The 19,595-nt window shown below is 41.8% G+C and carries 16 protein-coding genes and 1 tRNA gene; 5 read left to right on the forward strand and 12 right to left on the reverse strand.

Annotated features, from left to right (window positions below):
- Positions 1–472: 472 nt before the first annotated feature.
- Positions 473–545: transfer RNA gene (locus POV26_RS12370), tRNA-Met, on the reverse strand.
- A gap of 176 nt (positions 546–721) precedes the next feature.
- Here POV26_RS12370 and POV26_RS12375 point away from each other — a divergent pair.
- Positions 722–2,269 carry an AsmA family protein gene (locus POV26_RS12375; protein ID WP_272856787.1) on the forward strand — a complete coding sequence of 516 codons (1,548 nt, stop codon included), beginning with the start codon at positions 722–724 and terminating at the stop codon, positions 2,267–2,269.
- Positions 2,270–2,286: 17 nt separating this feature from the next.
- On the opposite strand, the gene POV26_RS12380 is transcribed toward POV26_RS12375, so the two are convergent.
- The 3 genes from POV26_RS12380 to POV26_RS12390 all read right to left on the reverse strand — a co-directional run bounded on the left by POV26_RS12380 (position 2,287) and on the right by POV26_RS12390 (position 4,873).
- Positions 2,287–2,640 (reverse strand): SpoIIAA family protein, encoded by a 354-nt coding sequence (locus tag POV26_RS12380; protein ID WP_272856788.1) that lies wholly within the window; start codon positions 2,638–2,640, stop codon positions 2,287–2,289.
- Positions 2,641–2,687: 47 nt separating this feature from the next.
- Complete coding sequence (locus POV26_RS12385) at positions 2,688–2,870, reverse strand: CPXCG motif-containing cysteine-rich protein (RefSeq protein WP_272856789.1); 183 nt, start codon at positions 2,868–2,870, stop codon at positions 2,688–2,690.
- A 92-nt stretch (positions 2,871–2,962) separates the two neighbouring features.
- Positions 2,963–4,873, reverse strand: coding sequence for an ABC-F family ATP-binding cassette domain-containing protein (locus tag POV26_RS12390; protein ID WP_272856790.1), 1,911 nt, complete (start codon positions 4,871–4,873; stop codon positions 2,963–2,965).
- 59 nt (positions 4,874–4,932) lie between these two features.
- Here POV26_RS12390 and POV26_RS12395 point away from each other — a divergent pair, with 59 nt between their 5' ends.
- Entirely contained in the window at positions 4,933–5,319 is a 387-nt protein-coding gene (locus tag POV26_RS12395) for a DUF983 domain-containing protein (protein WP_272856791.1), read from the forward strand.
- A gap of 10 nt (positions 5,320–5,329) precedes the next feature.
- On the opposite strand, the gene POV26_RS12400 is transcribed toward POV26_RS12395, so the two are convergent.
- The 8 genes from POV26_RS12400 to POV26_RS12435 all read right to left on the reverse strand — a co-directional run bounded on the left by POV26_RS12400 (position 5,330) and on the right by POV26_RS12435 (position 15,916).
- Entirely contained in the window at positions 5,330–6,373 is a 1,044-nt protein-coding gene (locus POV26_RS12400) for an NAD(P)/FAD-dependent oxidoreductase (protein WP_272856792.1), read from the reverse strand.
- A 158-nt stretch (positions 6,374–6,531) separates the two neighbouring features.
- Positions 6,532–7,431 carry a type IX secretion system ring subunit PorN/GldN gene (porN, locus tag POV26_RS12405; protein ID WP_272856793.1) on the reverse strand — a complete coding sequence of 300 codons (900 nt, stop codon included), beginning with the start codon at positions 7,429–7,431 and terminating at the stop codon, positions 6,532–6,534.
- A 27-nt stretch (positions 7,432–7,458) separates the two neighbouring features.
- On the reverse strand, positions 7,459–9,012 hold the full coding sequence (gene porM / locus POV26_RS12410) for a type IX secretion system motor protein PorM/GldM (RefSeq protein ID WP_272856794.1): 1,554 nt from the start codon (positions 9,010–9,012) through the stop codon (positions 7,459–7,461).
- Between the two features lie 49 nt (positions 9,013–9,061).
- A complete protein-coding gene (gene porL, locus POV26_RS12415) occupies positions 9,062–9,709 on the reverse strand; it encodes a type IX secretion system motor protein PorL/GldL (protein ID WP_272856795.1) in 648 nt (215 codons plus the stop codon).
- A gap of 76 nt (positions 9,710–9,785) precedes the next feature.
- Complete coding sequence (gene porK, locus POV26_RS12420; RefSeq protein ID WP_272856796.1) at positions 9,786–11,159, reverse strand: T9SS ring complex lipoprotein PorK/GldK; 1,374 nt, start codon at positions 11,157–11,159, stop codon at positions 9,786–9,788.
- Between the two features lie 113 nt (positions 11,160–11,272).
- Positions 11,273–12,436, reverse strand: a complete 1,164-nt coding sequence (locus tag POV26_RS12425) for a formimidoylglutamase (RefSeq protein ID WP_272856797.1) — start codon at positions 12,434–12,436, stop codon at positions 11,273–11,275.
- Positions 12,436–14,973: a type I DNA topoisomerase gene (topA, locus tag POV26_RS12430; protein WP_272856798.1), complete on the reverse strand. Its 2,538-nt coding sequence runs from the start codon at positions 14,971–14,973 to the stop codon at positions 12,436–12,438. The genes POV26_RS12425 and topA overlap by 1 nt, the downstream gene beginning before the upstream one ends.
- A gap of 187 nt (positions 14,974–15,160) precedes the next feature.
- On the reverse strand, positions 15,161–15,916 hold the full coding sequence (locus tag POV26_RS12435) for a hypothetical protein (RefSeq protein ID WP_272856799.1): 756 nt from the start codon (positions 15,914–15,916) through the stop codon (positions 15,161–15,163).
- A gap of 219 nt (positions 15,917–16,135) precedes the next feature.
- On the opposite strand from POV26_RS12435, the gene miaB reads away from it, so the two are divergent.
- From miaB to POV26_RS12450, 3 genes are all read left to right on the forward strand, one after another.
- Positions 16,136–17,578: a tRNA (N6-isopentenyl adenosine(37)-C2)-methylthiotransferase MiaB gene (gene miaB, locus POV26_RS12440; RefSeq protein WP_272856800.1), complete on the forward strand. Its 1,443-nt coding sequence runs from the start codon at positions 16,136–16,138 to the stop codon at positions 17,576–17,578.
- A gap of 140 nt (positions 17,579–17,718) precedes the next feature.
- A complete protein-coding gene (locus tag POV26_RS12445) occupies positions 17,719–18,996 on the forward strand; it encodes a sigma-54 interaction domain-containing protein (RefSeq protein WP_272856801.1) in 1,278 nt (425 codons plus the stop codon).
- Between the two features lie 83 nt (positions 18,997–19,079).
- Positions 19,080–19,592: an LptE family protein gene (locus POV26_RS12450; RefSeq protein WP_272856802.1), complete on the forward strand. Its 513-nt coding sequence runs from the start codon at positions 19,080–19,082 to the stop codon at positions 19,590–19,592.
- Positions 19,593–19,595 lie beyond the last annotated feature (3 nt).

Genomic DNA, 19,595 nt, shown 5'->3' on the forward strand with positions numbered 1-19,595 from the left:
AATTTAAGAAAGAAAAGTGCCTAAGAAAGGCCAACTTTGCGTCTAAATTTAAAATTACCAAAAAATCATCGCCATCAACCAAAAAATAAAAAACCGTCCCAATTAGATTATTGAGACGGCTTCTTTTGTTTTTGTTATATTATTCTGTGTGAGAGTTCGTCCCGATAGATTCTGTGTTAACTAACAAGAGGTTTTATTTGGGACTATCACATAAAGTGTGTAAGTTAAAAAAATAGCGGGGGCCGGCCCCCGCTATTTTTTTATTAATTTTAAATTTTACACATTATGAAAAAAGATGATTTAATTTCAGATAATTTTCTGGTAACTCTAAATTTTAATATTCTCTATATGCATTGAGAATGATTTAATATCAGAGAAAATGTAAGCCTCAAAATTTTAATACTCTGTACCTATTCTGTACCCACTCCACAAAAAAAGGCCTCACATTTCTGTGAAGCCTTGGTTTTCCTAGTAGCGGGAACAGGACTCGAACCTGTGACCTTCGGGTTATGAGCCCGACGAGCTACCTACTGCTCTATCCCGCGATATGGGTTTCCAACTATTTCCACTTTAGCGTTTAACTTTCGGCCCATAACACCGACAGAAATATTGGACTGCAAAGATACAAAGGATTTTGACCCCTACAAGCCGGAAAACATAATTTTTTGTGAAGTGCCATTAAAGTACTTTTTGCATCGGTATCTTTAGCTATCTTTAGCGTATGGACAAACGTTTCAGAAAGATAGTTTTCATTCTTCTCGCCATCGGCGCAATGTTTATAATTGGCGCTATTTCCATCAATTACATTCTAAAAAACAAGCTTGAAAAATTCATCGAAGAAAGATTGCCTGAAAATATGGCCCGTTCCTATGATGCCATAACGGTGGAATCCTTTGGCGGTTCGCTTGTTGTTACAAATGCCTCGCTAATTATCAAAAATAGCGAAGACGGCGTCAAGCATACGTTTATAAATGTTGAAAAGCTTAAAATTTCAGACATTAGTTATTGGGACTATTTGCTCAATGGTGAAATTCACGTGGAAACCATTTCCTTGGAAAACCCAAAAATCGTTTATTACGAAGACCGGCTGAAATCCTCAAAAGATACGGTTCAAAAAGCTGTAGCCCGAATTTACAAACCAATTATCGTGGACCGCGTTGAAGTAAAAAACACAAAGTTGGTTATTTATGAAAAAGCAAAAGATTCCACCAAAGTTTATGCAACAGGACTGTCCGTTGAAATAGACGGAATAAAAGTGGACAATGGAACGGTTCTGCGCAAAATTCCTTTTGAGTACAAAGATTTTGAGGCTACGAGCGATACTGTTTTTGTAAAAGTAAGTCCGTATGAAAACCTGAGCGTTGAAGACTTTTCAATAAAGAACAACAACGCTGTTTTTAAGAATTTGAAACTTAAAACGAAATATTCCAAAAGGCAACTTTCAAGAATTATAACAAAAGAGCGCGACCATTACAATCTCACGCTGAAATCGCTCTCCATTGCTGATTTTGATTTTGGTTTCAACAACAATCTGTTTTTCGCGAAAAGCAAAATGGTTTCTTTAAACGCTCCTTCCCTGGAAATTTACCGTGACAAATTAGTGGCCGACGATTTAAAAACAAAACCCCTCTACAGCAAAATGCTAAGGGACCTGCCTTTTGAATTAACCGTAGATTCCCTAAAAATTTCAGATGGAAACATTCAATATGAAGAAAGACAAAAGGAAGAGAATATGGGCGGTTCCATCAATTTTAAAAATCTCAACGCAGCCATTTCAAATGTGAGCAACACCTATAAAAGTCCGGAAAAAACCACTTTAAAGATCACTGCCGATTTTATGGAAAACACACCCTTTTCCGTAGATTGGAATTTCGACGTGCAAAACAAAAGCGATGCCTTTATTTTTAAGGCAAACGTTGGGCCGCTAAACGCGAACAAAATGAACAGTTTTACGGAGCCAAATTTAAACGTACGGCTACAAGGCAGCACCAACAAAACTTTTTTCACCATTGGCGGCAATCGCGAAACTTCAAATACCGCTATGAAGATAAGCTATTCCGATTTCAGGGTTACGGTATTGCAAAAAGACGGAAAAAGAAAAAACGAGTTTCTTTCGGCCATTACCGATATATTTATTTCAAAAAACAGCAAAAAACAAAATGATTATTACCGGGAAGGCAAAGCAGATGCCACCCGCGATCAGACCAAATCTGTCTTCAATTTTCTATGGATCAGTGTAAAAAACGCGCTCGTTAAAACGATGCTTTGAGCTAAAAAAGAAGCAATCTAATGACTTATCCACTGAATAGCCTCTAACCGCTGCTGGACCGAAAAAATTCGAATCTCCGCGTTAAAAAATAATTTTTCGAGATTGCTTATAATTTGGAGCCATTTTCTGTCCGTAACTACCGCAACCCTTTCAAAGCGATTTCCTGTTTTAAGTTTAAAGGGAATACTCTTCACAACTGCCTTAAGCGAAATATCCGCATTTACGGTATCTTCAATATATAAGTTTAACTTGTCGAAAACCTCCAACCTTTCCTTCACCTGAGTCTGTATTCTTTCTATTGCGTGTTCGTCGTAAGGCCCATCAATAATAAAACCTATAATATTATCGGCTAGGGTAAAAGAAGAGAGCATAGGAGGAGTTTAGAAGTTTTGTTGCACTAAATTTATAAAATTAAAACTTATTGACCAATTCCATTTGCCGAAAAACCAACAAGTTCTCCATCCTGAAAGGTTACGTCCAGTTCAATGGGGTTGCAACAAATTTCGCAATCCTCAATATATTTTTGGTGCCGGACGGAAGAATCCAACAGCATCGAAATCTCTTCCCAACAATGTGGGCATTGAAAAAAATGCTCGTACATGCCAAAGTTTGTGATTTGTGATTTACAAAATTAGATACTGCATTTTTTAGAAAAAAGAAAAATGTCCAAAAAGGAATAAACCTTCAGCAAATTTAGGAAAGGGATTCCACGCTTTCCTGTAGTATTTCCCACTCTTCCATCAACTTTTTCAGCTTCTTTTTCTTTTCTTGGTATTTGTCGAAAAAATGGGGTTTTGCAATGGTCTCTTCGTAATTGATAAGCAGTTCGGTGTCAATATTGGCTATCTCTTTCTCCAAGGAAGAAATGGCCGATTCCACATTGCTCAATTTGTTCTTTGCAGATTTAAGTTTCTTTTGAATCTCATATTCCTCCCCAGCGCTCCGTTTTTCCTTTACTTCGGAAACGACTGTTCTTTTTTCAGCTTCGCGAAGGTTTTGTAGGTTTCGCTGTTCCAAGAAATAATCAATATCGCCCAAATATTCCTTGATGTGATGGTCCTTGAATTCGTAAACTTTATTGGTCAGCCCTTGCAGAAAATCACGGTCGTGGGAAACCAATATCAAAGTTCCCCCGAAGCTCTTTAGCGCATCTTTCAACACGTTTTTGGACTTTATGTCGAGGTGGTTCGTGGGCTCATCCATCACCAAAACGTTGAAGGGCTGCAACAACAATTTTGCCAGCGCCAACCGGTTTCGCTCTCCCCCGCTCAATACGCGTACGTATTTTTCAACCTCGTCTCCGCGGAAAAGAAAAGAGCCCAAAATATCGCGAACCTTGCTTCGGTTTTTTTCGTTGGCAGCGTCAATCATCGTATCCAAAACAGTTTTTGTTCCGTCCAAATAATCGGCTTGATTCTGCGCAAAATAACCAATCTGCACATTGTGGCCCAAAGTGAGTTTTCCACCGTATTCTATTTCACCTACAATAATTTTTGCCAAAGTAGATTTTCCCTGCCCGTTTTGGCCCACAAATGCAATCTTGCTATCGCGATCCACCATAAGGTCCACGCCGCTCAACACATTTTTATCGCCGTAACTTTTTGAAATATTTTCAGCCTCAATCACCACTTTTCCGGGGGTAATGGAAACGGGGAAACGCAGCGTCATCACACTGTTGTCGTCCTCATCCACTTCAATCCGGTCAATTTTGTCCAACTTTTTTATGAGCGATTGTGCCATGGTGGCTTTACTCGCCTTCGCCCGGAACTTATCAATCAATTTCTCGGTCTGTTCAATCTGCTTCTGCTGGTTTTTTTGTGAAGCCAATTGCTGCTCGCGCAATTCGTTCCGAAGAATTAGATATTGCGTATATGGCTTGTTGAAATCATAAATCTTCCCGAGGGAAATTTCAATGGTCCTATTGGTCACATTGTCCAAAAACATTTTATCGTGGGAAACGATTACAACGGCCCCGGCATATCCTTTTAAAAATTCCTCCAACCAAAGAATGGATTCAATATCCAAGTGGTTTGTGGGCTCATCCAGCAGTAAAATATCGTTGTTTTGAAGCAATAGTTTGGCGAGTTCAATACGCATACGCCATCCGCCCGAAAAGGTCTCGGTGAGCTTTGTAAAATCTTCCCGTTGGAAACCCAAACCTTGCAGGATCCGTTCGGTTTCGCCTTGGTAGTTGTAACCGCCGTGGATTTCGTATTGGTGCTGCACTTCGTTCAAATCAACCATCAATTGGTGATAGCCATCGCTTTCATAATCGGTGCGTTCCGCCAATTGCCTGTTAATTTCGGCTAATTGTTTTTCGAGCTTTTTTATTTCAGTAAACGCTTCGTAGGATTCCTCCAGAACGGTCCGGCCTTTTTCAAAATCGATATCCTGTTTCAAGAAACCGATTGAAATTTCCTTATCGGTCGCTATTTGGCCCGTATCATATTCCTGTTCTCCCGCAATAATTTTAAGCAAGGTAGATTTGCCCGCGCCATTTTTTCCAACCAAGCCTACGCGATCGCCGGGCTTTAGCTGAAAAGTGATTTTCTCGAACAAATAGTCGCCTTGAAAGGAAACCGAAAGATTGTGGATATTGACCATTTAAAAGGGCTAAAATTTTTGCAAAGATGCTTATTTTTGCGGTGCTAAAAAAGCGCATTATGCAATTCCTTAAAGGCACCAAACTCTACAGTATTTTTACGGGAACTTGCCCCGTGTGCCAAAAAGGAAAAATGTATGTGGAGCGCAATCCTTATAATTTTTCAAAAACGCTGAAAATGCACGACCGGTGCAGCCATTGCGATACAAAGTTCAAAATGGAACCTTCTTTTTTTTACGGGGCCATGTATGTAAGTTACGCTGTGGGCGTGGCTATTTCGGTTGCGGTTTTTATAATTGCCTATTTCTTTATCGGGCTGGATAGAAATTATACTTTTTTCTCCATCATAGGCGTTCTGGTTATATTGTTGCCCATAATTGTGAGAATTTCCCGAAATATCTGGATTAACTTTTTTATGAAATACAGCAAAGAGAAAGCAAAGGTTTAGTTGGCAGCCATTAAAGCATTCTTTTAATGTCCATTTCCTGCGACAGCGGGACATCCCCTTCCAAATATTCAAAAAGAATTTCCGAAAGTAACGGCGCCATCAAAAACCCACGCGAACCCAAGCCGTTATAGAAAACCAAGTTTGGGTTGTCTTTTAAGCTTCCCAACAAAGGTCTGTGATCTTTGGTCGTGGGCCGTACTCCTGCGGTTTGCCCCACTATTTCAAAAGGACAATTGATAAAACTTTTCATTTTTGAAAGGATTTCCGCTTTCGCGGTTTCCGTTGGGGCCATACCGTAATCATCCCGGCTGTAGGTTGCGCCCACCTTATATTCATCATTTCCTAAAGGAATAACATACACTGGGCCTTTTAAAAGCGCTCCCAACTTTAAATCGGCCGCTTTTATGAGTATGTATTCCCCTTTATTTCCAATGATGGCATGCTTTGGAAAAAAAGGATTTTCAATCACTGAAGCGCCCTCAGCGAATATGATTTTTTTTGCGGAAATATTTTTATAAACCACGCCGTTGTCTTGCTGTTGAATTGCTTCGTATTGAAAATCTTCAGAAAGCCATGAGTCTTCAGCTCTTAAGAAATTTCGGTAACCGGAAAGTAATTTATTTGTATGAATCTGCACGGTTCCCAAAACTTCCCCATAACCGAAAGGCGCTTCAATTGCAGGGTTTTCATTCTTTAAAAATTTTGATGAAAGAAAATCCTGCAATTCCTTTTTATCGCTTGCAACCGACCAATTGTTTTGTTCTTCCACACTTTTGAAGATTCTTAAAATCGGGATTTGGGTATATATTTTATTTTGAAGTTTTTCAGAAAGTTCCGTATAAAAATTAACCGCCACAGGAAAAAAAGCTGAAGCATTCCAAGCTGCCGTGAAGCGTTTCAGAACGGTTGGGTTAAAAACACCGCCAGATCTTGCCGTGGAACCTTCTGCGCCATTGTCGATCACCACAAAGCTCTTTCCGTGCTTGTGGAGCTGCTCGCACAGACTGATTCCGGCAATTCCGAGGCCTACGATTATATACTCTACCTGTTTCATTATTGTATGCTACTTTTAAAGCTTTTACGGCCTCCAATCAAAAAGACTCCCCCTAAAGTTTATCCTGAGCGAAACCGAAGGATGGGAATGAAAAAACCCTTCAGTTTCCGAAATGGAACTTGAAGGGTCTTCTTCAAATTGTGGCTTTCATTAACTGATTAATAATTCCACAAATCTATTTCAATATTGCGTATTTGTTCTTTGATCCGTTCAGACTCCAACAGTTGCATTAGCGCGTTGTCGTTGATGTAATTTTTAACATCCCTATCGCCCTGCACGTTGTCCTCTTTATAAATAACAGCGTTGAAGCGTCTTGAATTCAACAAATGGTCGTAAGAGATTGGCTGCGAGGTATTCTTTCGGTTGAACGCTTTGGCCTCGTGCAAAACTTCGCGTGCTCCGGGGAACCAAACCCAAAATAGTTCAACTTTTGAATCAATGCCATCTTCTGGATATGCCTTGGAACGCGCTTCGTTCGCTACCGGGCAAATTCCCAGCAATCTATACTTAAGCTCGCCTTGGCGCTTGTCCAAATACCAATAGCCTCTAATGTGCCATTCTTCAATATCGCCCGCATCCAAAGAAAAGCGACGCACATATTGCGGATCCACTGTTCCTTCGGCATTGTATTGTTCAATACCCAAATCGGTAGTATCGCTATAAACCAACGAGGCTTCAATATCCTTTAAGGTACGTTTTTCGGTAAAGTATGAATCTGCATAAACATTTTCAATTTTTCCGCTTTTGATATTCTTTACCAAAACATCGTAAAGGGAACGTCTGTCTGCGCCAATGTTGTTTGTATCTATAGGATAATACAACGGAAAGTTGACTCTTTCGTCAAGGTCAATTATTTCCCAAGTGGTTTTGGACCACAACACATCGCGCTCGTCCGTATAGCCGTAAGGTAAAGGCGTATCATTGTCATAAGCAATCTGTGCTTCGGTCTTTTTGCCTATATCCTCTGGAGTTTTGGCATTAAGAATGTTTACCTGTGCCGTTGCACTGGCAGCCATTCCGAGGCCAAAAACACATAAAACAACATTTTTCAAATTCATACCGATAGGGTTTTATACTAAATTTTATTAGTTTGTCAATTCAATAATTACAGGAGAAATCTTTTTCAATTTATAACCTGAATTTCCAGCAAGGTTTGCATTTATGTCGAAAATTTGAACTGCATCGCCACGCTGCGCTCTTCTCAAGGCACCTTTGGCGGCAGCATCCAGCTTGGTTCCGTTTACTTTAACGGTCGGTTGGCCTGAAACTTTAAAGCTAAAGCCTGTAACGTTAATATTCAATTCGAAATCAAAATCTTGCAATATTGCCGAAATAGTTGAGATTTCAAGACCTCCACGTTCCATACGTACAATTCCGGTTTCGCCACGGATGGCACCTACTGGTGGCGGAATATCCTTAATACGGAATTCTGCAGGGGTTCTCACACCCGTACCATCTGGTAATGTTCCGCTTGCAACAATGGTAACCGTTCTTCCAGCGCCCGGACGCATAACATATTTGCTGCCTGAAACTTTTGAAAGACCAGGTGCAGATGCATTTACTTTATTGTCAGGAATACCTGGAATGGAAACCGTCATTGGGTTATCCACGCCTCGGTAAACCACGTTCATTTTATCTGCAGCGATTACTGCTGAATTTGGTTTTGAGATAGTAGAAAATCCAAGATCTACAGGAATTTCCGTGTCTTTTCCATTTTCGGTAAAAATAAGGTTTCCTTCTATTTTGTGGTCACCCGGAGAACCGGCTGTTATTTTCAACATTACTTTCCCGTTCTCAATAGCATACTGATCTTCGGTTAAAGGTCTGCCGTCCAAAGTAAGTTCTACTCTGTTTGGCTTTGTATTTGGATCCTTACGCCCTAAAACAATTCCTCCGTCAAACTGTTCTCCAGCGTAATATGCAGATTTGGAAGTTTCTAAAAGTGTATTGTATTGCGTAAACGATAAAGCTGCTGCCTGTTGCCCCGCAAGATATTTAGAGAGCAATTCGCTATTTACGGTTTTAACATCAGCTTGCATTTGCGTTAACTTGGTTATAGATGCAATCAATGGAAAACCTTCAAAGTTATAGTTAAGCCAAGGCACTTCTTTTCCATCTCTGTTTTTAACTTTTGCAGTTGAAAAATTGGTTTCAACAAAAGATTGAATATCTGGATAATTAGTTCCCAAAACTTCTAGCATGGAATTTCGGTAGCCATCTACTTTATCGAGAAACTCTTGACCTCCCGCTTTATATTTGTCTCCTTGGAAAAAGAGATTGTTCAAATAATCGGGTTTATCCATTACCTCATAATCTGTAGGGTCTTTGGCAGTTGCAAGCATATCTTCCTTTAATTTTGAAAGATAGGCGTCAAATTCTCCGGAAATTTCTTTTATTTTCTGAGCGCCAGCCAATACCGTTCCGTATTGTTCGGGCTGTTCAGCCGCTTTGGTTTCCAAACTTGCCAAGAACGCTTCGTTACGTTGTTTGGTAGCTTCGTTTGCCGTAGCTATTTTATCATTCAATAATCCAAAAGCAGATAATACTTCCTTGGACATGTTAAGTGCCAGCATCGCGATGAAAACCAGATACATCAGGTTAATCATCTTCTGCCTGGGGGATAAGTTTCCTTTAGCCATTTTTTAATAGTTTTTCAGTTTATAAAAATTATTTTGGTTAATAGGAAACTTAATTTCTATTGGTCATTGCCGAAAGCATACCGCCGTAAACTCCGTTTAATGAGGATAGGTTGGTAGCCAAGTGCTGCATTTGTTGTTTTAGTTGTTCTGCGTTTTCAGCAACCGCTTGGTTTGCTTCGGCCTGACGGCTGGTTGACTCAATCTGTACTTTGTACAGGCTGTTCAAGGAATCCATTTGAGCAGCTGCAAGCGCCATTTCCTCGCTGTATTTTTTGGTGGAGTTCATTGCCTCAGCAGTTGGGGCCATACCTTTGGCCGCACCTTCAAAAGAACGGATGCTTGTAGAAAGACTGTTCATCAATTCAGAATCGATACGGGCTTCTTTTAGCATTTCGTCCAATTTTTTGGACAGAAGTCCTTGTGCATCTTCTGGCTCTTTCTTTTTTCTGTCCTGTGCAGTTCCGCCGGCCAACTCAGGATAAACCAATGACCAATCCAAATCGTCATCTACAGGTTCAAATGCGGAAATTGCGAAAATGATTGCCTCGGTAATTAGACCGATTGCCAAAAGAAGACCTCCATTTAAAGGACCCAATTCCCAGTGAAGGATTTTGAAAAGTGCGCCTAAAATTACAATGGATGCCCCAAGGCCGTAGGCCATGTTAAATAGTTTTTTAGATGATCTTGATTGTGCCATAATTAATTAGTTTTTTAATTGAGGTGTTTTAGTTAAGGTTAAATATTTAATGTTGATTTGGTTTATTTCTAGTTTTTTAGCGTGCGTCACCAAAGTTTTGGTTTAAAACAACATCGGTTCCCATGTAATCCTGCACAGTCCTAAAGCCAATATAGCTTCTTGCGGAATCTGCATATTCATAGTCACGCGTGCTTACTTGAAGAAAATAAGCTACATCTTTCCAGGAACCACCGCGAACTACCTTTCGCATATTGTTCGGATCGTTCACATTTGGGTTCATCGTAGAAGTGTAATCGTAAGAAGCGGGATCGTAAGAAGAAGCTACCCATTCCGACACGTTTCCTGCCATATTATACAGGTTAAAGTCATTGGGCTCATACGATTTTGCCTCAACCGTGTATAACGCTTGGTCTGCCGCGTAATCACCACGCAATGGCTTAAAGTTTGCCATAAAGCATCCTCTATCGTTTTTGGCGTAAGGCCCTCCCCAAGGATAGGTTGCGGATTCCAGACCACCACGGGCTGCATATTCCCACTCTGCTTCACCCGGAAGGCGGAATGAGTTTACAAAATTTTGCTTTCTTGATTTCTGGTATGCATTCTTATACAAAGTTCTCCACGCACAGAATGCTTTTGCCTGCTTCCAGGTAACACCCACCACGGGATAATCGCCATAAGCCTCGTGCCAGAAGTAATCGTTGTGCATGGGCTCGTTATAGGAATAGTTGAAATCCTTGATCCAAACGGTGGTGTCTGGATAAATATTCAGTTCTTCTTTCTTGATGAAATCCTTTCTCCGCTTGCTCTTATCGCGAGCAGCAGCCTGAATATCCATATAGGTATATTGGAATTTCAATTTGCTCACATCAATGGTGCGCTGCCCGTTATAGGCCTCTTCCGTTGGAATGTACATGGTATCCATTACTTCGGAATAGTATTCGTCCGGATACTCAGCAGTATCCCAAATCAAATCTATTTTGTCGTTCAGCTTTCTGCCGGCGTAGTAGTCTTCGCCCATACCGAAGTAGTTATCATACATATATTGTTGATACGGGGTCATTTCTTCGTTTTCTTGGTCCACAAAGGCAAACTCACCTATACCACCATCACCAGGGGTTGCCCCCACTTCATCGGCCATAATAGCCAAACGCAACCTTACAGTAGAATCTCGTACCCAATTAACAAATTGGCGGTACTCGGCATTGGTTATTTCGGTTTCGTCCATATAGAAAGAACGCACGGTAACGGTCTTTGTTGGCGCATCGTTCACGGCAACAAAATCATCATCACTTTTACCCATGATGAAGGATCCACCCGGGATAAGCGTCATTCCGTAAGGCTTTTGAGGATACCATTTTTTACCTTTTGCCCCAACCAGTTCTCCCCGATCTCCGGTGTTACAACTGAACAAAAAGGCAACGATCGCAGTTAATGCAATAAACTTCTTCATAGGTATTTAGGTTAAATTTCGAGATTCAAGGGCGTAAACCTATCTATAAAATTTCAAAAAAACAATTTTTTTTTGAAAAACCATTGATCCCCGTTTTTACTTGTCTTGTTTGATTATACTTCATTTTTGTGGCGGGCTTTCAACCACCGCTCAGGAATTTCCTGATTGCATGCACCCAAATATTCGCCATAAGTGCAAGGTAATAACGTACGTCTTTTTAATTTATTATTAACATTTGAAATAAATGGCAAAACAATCCACCATCTTTCGGTTTTATTGCTCTTTTTGAATTCCAACACCTCATCATCCACCGGAACTTTATAGGTTGTAAAGAGCGCTTCATCATCAAAATCATCATCTTTTACCCTAAAATTAAATCCTTCAATAAAATACCAAAATATCTGCGCCACGAGCATTGCGCCGCTTTTACTTTCAATTGAATCGCTTAACTCGTAAACGCCAAAGGATTTTACTTTATTGCTAATGCCGGCATATCGGGAAATGGCGCATATTTCACGACCGTCAAAACCGTTGGGGCTGTCATTGTTTTTATAACTTAATTCTGCACTTTTTATTGCGGTAACGTCTAATGTTACCATATCGGCATCTCGCATTATGGGTTCAACCACCGTAATATCCGCACAAATTTCACCTAATCTATAGGCGTCAAAAAACAGTTTATCCATCAAGGCTATTTCTTGTGGCGCATTGAAAAAAGATTGATAGCCCAAAGTACTATAATTAAAAAGATTATAGGGTTTGTCCACCACCATTTTTCCAATATATGATTTATTGGAAATGGGCAGTTCAGCATTTCCGAGATCAAAGCGGTTGTCTATATTAACTACATTCACCATTTCACCTATTCCGTCATAAGCGCGGTATTGCGCGTAAGCCAGGTCCTGACCGCCTCCAAGAATGAGCGGGATGATTTTTTTCTGCAGAAGTGCAGCTATTACTTCTTTTGCGGCAAAACGGGTATCTTCGGCCGTTTCGCCTTTTTCAATATCGCCGAGATCGATTATATTGTAATTCCAGTTGCCCGGATATAAGGAATAAAGGGCTTTTCTGTATGGGTCGAAGGATATCGCTCCGCCAATAAAATTTATATCGGCACGGTTTTCCTTAATTCCGAGAATCGCAAACCCTACATTTTTTAAATTGGGCAATTCCCTGGTTTTGGCATGGACTTCAATTTGCTTCCCCAAAGTTCCGACGGGTAAAATTTCCCGATGTGCCAATACTTTTTTAGAAACGGGGGATAAAAATTCTATCATTATTTTTTCTTGGCCGTGGTTTTCCCTGCCTTGCCGGCAGGCAGGTTCTTAGTGCCGGCTTTCTTTTTTGCGGCGGTTTTTTTCTTGGGGCTTTTTTTATCGAGCAAATCTTTTGCTTCTTCCAAAGTTATTTTATCCGCCTCTGTCCCTTTGGGAAGTTCCACTTTTGTTTTCCCCTTTATTAAATTGAAACGGCCCCAACGCGCCTTTTCAATTCTGATTTTCTCCTCTGGCCATTCGTTGATTAACTTATCTATTTCCTTTTGCTTTTTGTCTTCAATAAGTTCTTTCACATCTTCCTTTGAAAGATTGTCAAAATCGTACTTTTTGTTTACGTTGATGAACATATTGTTCCACTTTATAAAGGGACCAAAACGCCCAACGCCTTTTTGGACCGGCAGATCCTCATACATATATATAGGTGCGTCTGCTTTTTTCTTTTCTTCAATTAGCTCCTTTGCGAACGCCATATCCACATTTAGCGGGTCCATTCCCTTCGGAAGCGAGATAAAGGTTTTACCAAAACGTACATACGGGCCAAAACGACCGTTGTTTACCTCAACTTCCTCATTGTCATAAACGCCCAAAGTCTTCGGAAGCTTGAAAAGATCCATTACCTCTTCAAAGGTGACCAAATGCAATTGCTGGTCTGGGCGAAGGCTGGCGAATTTTTTCTCCTCGTCCTCCGGTGCGCCAATCTGCGCCATGGGGCCGTATTTTCCGAGGCGTACCAAAACGGTTTTTCCGGTCTCGGGGTCTTCGCCAAGAATGCGCTCGCCACTTTCGCGGTCTGCGGTTTCTTCAACGTGCTCTACTCTTGGGTGAAATTTTCCGTAAAAATCCTTCATCATTTTGGTCCACTCCTCTTTTCCTTCGGCTATGTCGTCAAAATCCTGCTCTACTTTTGCGGTGAAATTGTAATCGAGAATATTTTCGAAATGTTCCACCAAAAAGTCGTTCACGATCATTCCGATATCCGTGGGAACCAATTTCCCTTTGTCCGATCCAACGGTTTCGGTCAAGGTTTTGTCTTTTATGTTTTCCTTTTGAAGCGTTAACTGAAGATATTTTCGCTCCACGCCTTCCACGGTTCCCTTTTCAACATAATTTCTGCTGATAATGGTAGAAATAGTCGGCGCATAGGTTGAAGGGCGGCCAATGCCGAGTTCCTCCAACTGTTTTACCAACGATGCTTCCGTGTATCGGTAGGGCGGACGCGTAAAGCGTTCGGTGGCGGTGATGTAATTATTTTCAAGTGAATCGCCGTTTTTCATATTCGGCAACATGCCTTCCTGCTCTTCTTCCTCAAAATCGGTGCCTTCCAAATACACTTTTAGGAACCCGTCAAACTTTATCATTTCGCCATTTGCAGTGAAATTTTCTGAAACTTTTTCTTTGGAAAGCACGTCAATCTTCACATTGGTACGCTCCAATTGTGCATCGCTCATTTGCGAGGCCAAAGTCCGTTTCCAAATTAAATCATACAAACGCGCTTGGTCGTGATCGCCGGAAATGCTGTGCTGGCCCATATCCGTCGGGCGGATGGCCTCGTGCGCTTCCTGCGCTCCCTTGCTTTTTCCCTTGTAATCGCGGGGTTTGCTGTATTCCTTTCCATAGGAAGAAATAATTTCCTTTTGCGCCGCGTTTTTTGCGTCCTTGCTAAGGTTCACGCTGTCGGTACGCATATAGGTAATCAATCCGGCCTCGTACAAACGTTGGGCGATTGTCATCGTTTTTCCAACCGAAAAATACAATTTCCGGGCTGCTTCCTGTTGTAAGGTTGAAGTGGTAAAAGGTGCCGCCGGGCTTTTACTGGCGGGCTTTTTCGTTAAATCTGAAATTTTATAGGAAGCCCCCAAATTCTTCCGAAGAAACTCGCGTGCCTCTTCTTCCGTTTCAAAATTCTTTGGAAGTTTCGCCTTGAATTTGCTGCCGTCAACCGTTGTGAATTCGGCATCGATTCTATAGGAACCTACGGGCGTAAAGGCTTCAATCTCGCGTTCGCGCTCCACGATCAACCGCACCGCAACCGATTGTACGCGTCCTGCGGAAAGTCCACCTTTCACCTTTTTCCAAAGAACCGGTGAAAGCTCATAACCCACCAAACGGTCGAGAACTCGACGGGCCTGTTGGGCGTTTACCAAATTATAATCAATCTGGCGCGGATTTTCAATGGCCTTTAAAATGGCAGACTTGGTTATTTCGTGAAAAACGATCCGCTTGGTCTTGTTTTTGTCCAGCTTCAATTCTTCGGCCAAATGCCACGCAATGGCTTCTCCCTCGCGGTCCTCATCACTTGCCAACCAAACCGTATCGGCTTTTTTGGACAGTGCTTTCAACTCTGCCACCAGCTTCTTTTTGTCGCTGCTCACTATATATTTAGGTGTAAAATCCCCTTCCACGTCCACGCCCAATTCCTTGGACGGCAGGTCCGCAATGTGCCCAAAACTGGAGGAAACCTTGAAATCCTTCCCAAGAAATTTTTCAATGGTTTTTGCTTTTGCCGGGGACTCAACTATCACTAAATTCTTTGCCATATCCTATATTGTTATGATTGCAAAAGTATATGAATTTTTTAATACGAATGATTTAAGGTGTGAAATTTGAAAATTGCAGTGAAGGTTTTTGCCGCGAATTTGCGAATGTTTTTACGTAATTATTCGTGTCCCGAGGCTTCGGGAGTGGTGGAATTCCACACTTAAAAAAATGATTTTAACCTGCTATTTAAAATGTATTTGCATGCAATTCTTCGTCAAAACCAATGGTATCCTTGTAAAAATAATACATCGGGATATGTGTGAAAAAGGCCGTGGCCAAAACCCCGATTCCGCATAAAATGATTCCCAATTGCGCAATCATTGATGAAATGATTATCAAACCAAAGGCTATTAGCCAAAATTTGTTGCCCAGTTTAAAACCTGCCTTTACAATTTCGGAGACCGAAAGCTGTGGATTAAAGGCGAAAATAACAACCACAAGTTGCAGCGGTACCATGACATAAAAAATGGGCAAATAGCATAAAATGGCCGCCAATAGCGCAATGCCGAAGCTGGCGAGTGTCAGGACAAAAATCTTTTGAAAATGGTTCTTCACGTACACAAAATAACCGCCCGCTTCCATGGGCGCCCCTGTGTCGGTTTTTTTGCAAACCATAAAAAAGTGCGCTATTATGCCATACGAAATAGCGTTTGCAATGATTGCAAATACAAAGATGGCCACCACATAAACCACTATCAAATACACCGGATATTCCAGAAAAGGGTTAAAATCCGGACGTCCGCTGGCCTGTGCCTCAATTATAACGGATATGAAGGGCACATAAATTAAGACCGGTATGGGCAAAATTACCGCAAATGTGATGAGCAGATGCAACATTCCCTCCACCCACACTTTTTTAAAAAGCTCAAAACTTTTTGTTAGAATATCGCCAAAGTCGGGCTTGTTGGCAACTTCTATTTTCTGAAAAATCCGCGGTTCCATATTTCTTTTTCATTTGGTTAGCACACAAAGCTATGAAAAAGAAATCAGCTGCGAATTCACGAATATTTTTTATAGAAGTAATCGTGAGTTCACGGTAAATTTCTACCGTGCAAATTATATTTTTTAAAAAGAAATCTGCCACTTTGTCACCGTTGCTTAAAATTGTATCTTTGCAGGCTCAATGGCTAAATTGAATGTGATTACTATTTTAAAATTTCCATGGAAAAGATTATTGACGAAAACACACAGGGAAACACGCTCACACTGGAAGCGCGCGATGGCAATTCCCGAAAATTATATATTGAAAGCTACGGCTGCGCCATGAATTTTAGCGATAGCGAAATCGTGGCTTCCATACTTGCAGACCAAGGCTACAATACCACAAATTTACTGGAGGAAGCCGATCTGGTTTTGGTAAACACCTGCTCCATCCGCGATAAAGCGGAACAGACCGTCCGCAAACGTTTGGAAAAATACAACGCCGTAAAAAGAAACGCAAACCCAAAGATGAAGGTTGGCGTTCTGGGCTGTATGGCGGAGCGGTTGAAGGAAAAATTTTTGGAGGAAGAAAAAATCGTCGATTTGGTAGTTGGGCCGGATGCCTACAAAGACATCCCGAATTTGTTGAAGGAAGTTGAGGAAGGACGCGATGCCGTAAACGTAATACTTAGTAAAGAAGAAACCTATGGCGATATTTCGCCCGTGCGTTTGGGCGGCAACGGCATAACCGCTTTTGTGAGCATAACCCGCGGTTGCGATAATATGTGTACCTTTTGTGTGGTGCCCTTTACCCGGGGTCGCGAACGCAGCCGCGACCCGCAAAGTATTTTACGCGAAGTGGATGATTTGGCCGAAAACGGCTATAAGGAAATCACGCTGCTCGGCCAAAACGTGGACAGTTATTTATGGTACGGCGGCGGACTGAAAAAGGATTTCAAAAATGCTTCCGAAATGCAACAGGCAACGGCAACCGATTTTGCACAGTTGCTCGATTTGGTAGCGACGGCACACCCAAAAATGCGCATTCGCTTTTCCACCAGCAACCCGCAGGATATGCACGAAGAAGTGCTGCACGTGGTGGCGAAGCATGAAAATATCTGCAACCACATTCACCTTCCGGTGCAAAGTGGCAGTACACGCATTTTAAAGGCCATGAACCGTCAGCACACGCGGGAGGAGTATATGAAATTGATTGACAAGACTCGGGAAATCATTCCCGGCTGTGCCATTTCGCAGGATATGATTGTTGGTTTCCCAACGGAAACAGAGGAAGACCACAAAGAAACCTTGAGTTTGATGGAATATGTGAAATACGATTTTGGGTATATGTACAAATATTCCGAAAGACCAGGCACCATGGCCGCCCGAAAACTAAAAGACGACGTGCCCGAAGCAACAAAAAGTAGAAGATTGACCGAGATTGTGGAGCTCCAACAAAAGCACAGCGCCATTCGCACCGCGGAATTTTTAGGAAAAACTGTGACAGTTTTAATTGAAAAGGAATCGAAAAAGAACAAAGACGAATGGAGCGGAAGAACGGAACACAACAACGTTGCGGTTTTTCCGAAGTCAACTTATAAGCCGGGGGATTTTGTAAAAGTAAAAGTAACCGATTGTACCACAGCCACGCTGATTGGCGAAGCGGTAGGGTTAGCCCCCTAACCCCCGAAGGGGGAACGGCGTAACCTTATTTAAAATACTCAATATTATGATTGATATAAATATGAAAAGGAATATTAACCGCCCCACATTCCCCCTTTGGGGGCCAGGGGGCTTTTCCCCCTTTGGGGGTTAGGGGGCCTATGGAAAGCATACAAGCAACAAAACAACGTTTCGGAATAATAGGCAACGACCCCAAACTGAACCGTGCCGTGGAAAAGGCCATACAGGTTGCCCCAACGGACATTTCGGTATTGGTTACGGGGGAAAGCGGCGTGGGAAAGGAAAGCATCCCAAAAATAATCCACTCACTCTCGCACCGAAAGCACGGAAAATACATAGCCGTAAACTGCGGTGCCATACCCGAGGGAACCATAGACAGTGAGCTTTTTGGCCACGAAAAAGGCTCGTTTACGGGCGCTACCGCAACCCGCAGCGGTTATTTTGAAGTAGCCGACGGCGGAACCATTTTCTTAGATGAAGTAGGTGAGTTACCGCTTCCCACACAAGTTCGTTTGCTGCGAGTTTTGGAGAATGGTGAATTTTTAAAAGTTGGGTCTTCCGCAGCGCAGAAAACCGATGTGCGCATCGTGGCCGCTACCAACGTAAAAATGGTAGATGCCATTGAAAAAGGAAAATTCCGCGAAGACTTGTACTACAGATTGAGCACTGTAGAAATCAATCTGCCACCACTTCGTGAACGGCAGGAAGACATACACTTGCTTTTCCGAAAATTTGCGGCAGATTTTGCGCAGAAATACAAAATGCCGACCATCCGATTGACGGAGCAAGCAACGGATTTATTGTTGAAATACCGCTGGAGCGGAAATATCCGCCAATTGCGGAACGTGGCCGAACAGATTTCGGTTTTGGAGCAGAACCGCGAGATTTCATACGAAACCTTGAAGCATTATTTGCCCGATATGGGCAGCAATCTTCCCGCAATCGTAAACGCGAAGAAGACCGAAAGCGATTTCAGCAGCGAACGGGAAATTCTTTACAAAGTGCTTTTCGATATGAAACGCGATGTGAACGACCTTAAAAAACTTACCCTGGAACTGATGAAAACAGGTAATTCAGCAAAAGTGAAGGAAGAAAATTCTTCGCTTATCAATAAAATATATTCCAAGGAAAACGAAGTGGAAGAGGAATTGGCTTCAATAATTGAAGAGGAAAACAACGGCACACAGACCGATGTTGAAGTTTTCAGCATTCCGGAACACACTTCAGAGCCACGAAAGGACAAATACGAATACGCCGAGGAAATTGAGGAAGAAGAAAACCTTTCGCTTCACCAAAAGGAATTGGAGCTCATCAAAAAATCGCTCGAAAAATACAACGGAAAACGAAAGGATGCCGCGGACGAACTCGGTATTTCGGAAAGAACACTTTATCGGAAAATAAAACAATACGATTTGTGATATAATTGCGTAGGCTCGCGATTTATCGCGTGTTTCAGAGTTAAGTGTTAAGTGTTAAGTGTTTAAGTAATAAAATAAGGGAGATGCCGAAAATATTTTCAATTTTAGTTTTTTTAATTTCTGCATTGCTGTTGCAAGGCTGCGGCCCCTACTCCTTTACCGGGGCCGATATAAATTACAGCACCACAAAAACGGTACAGGTAAATTATTTTCAAAACAATGCGCCCATTGTTGAACCCGGAATTGCACGCGATTTTACACAGAAATTACAGGACCTGCTATTGAACCAAACCAGTCTGGACCTCGTGAACAACAGCGGCGATTTGGTTTACGAAGGCGAAATAACACAATACTATATTGCGCCAATTACCGCAACATCAAATAGTACCGCGGCACAAAACAGGTTAACAATAAGTATAAACGTTCGCTTCTTCAACACAAAAGACCCTTTGAAAGATTTTGAGCAACCGTTTAGTTTTTACTATGATTATCCCGGCCAAACGCAATTGACAGGCTCCAAACTGGATGCCGCGGTGGATATTATTTTTGAACGTTTGACGCAGGATATTTTTAACAAATCGCTTGCAAACTGGTAAATT

Source organism: Aequorivita todarodis, assembly GCF_028561335.1.
GTDB lineage: Bacteria > Bacteroidota > Bacteroidia > Flavobacteriales > Flavobacteriaceae > Aequorivita > Aequorivita todarodis.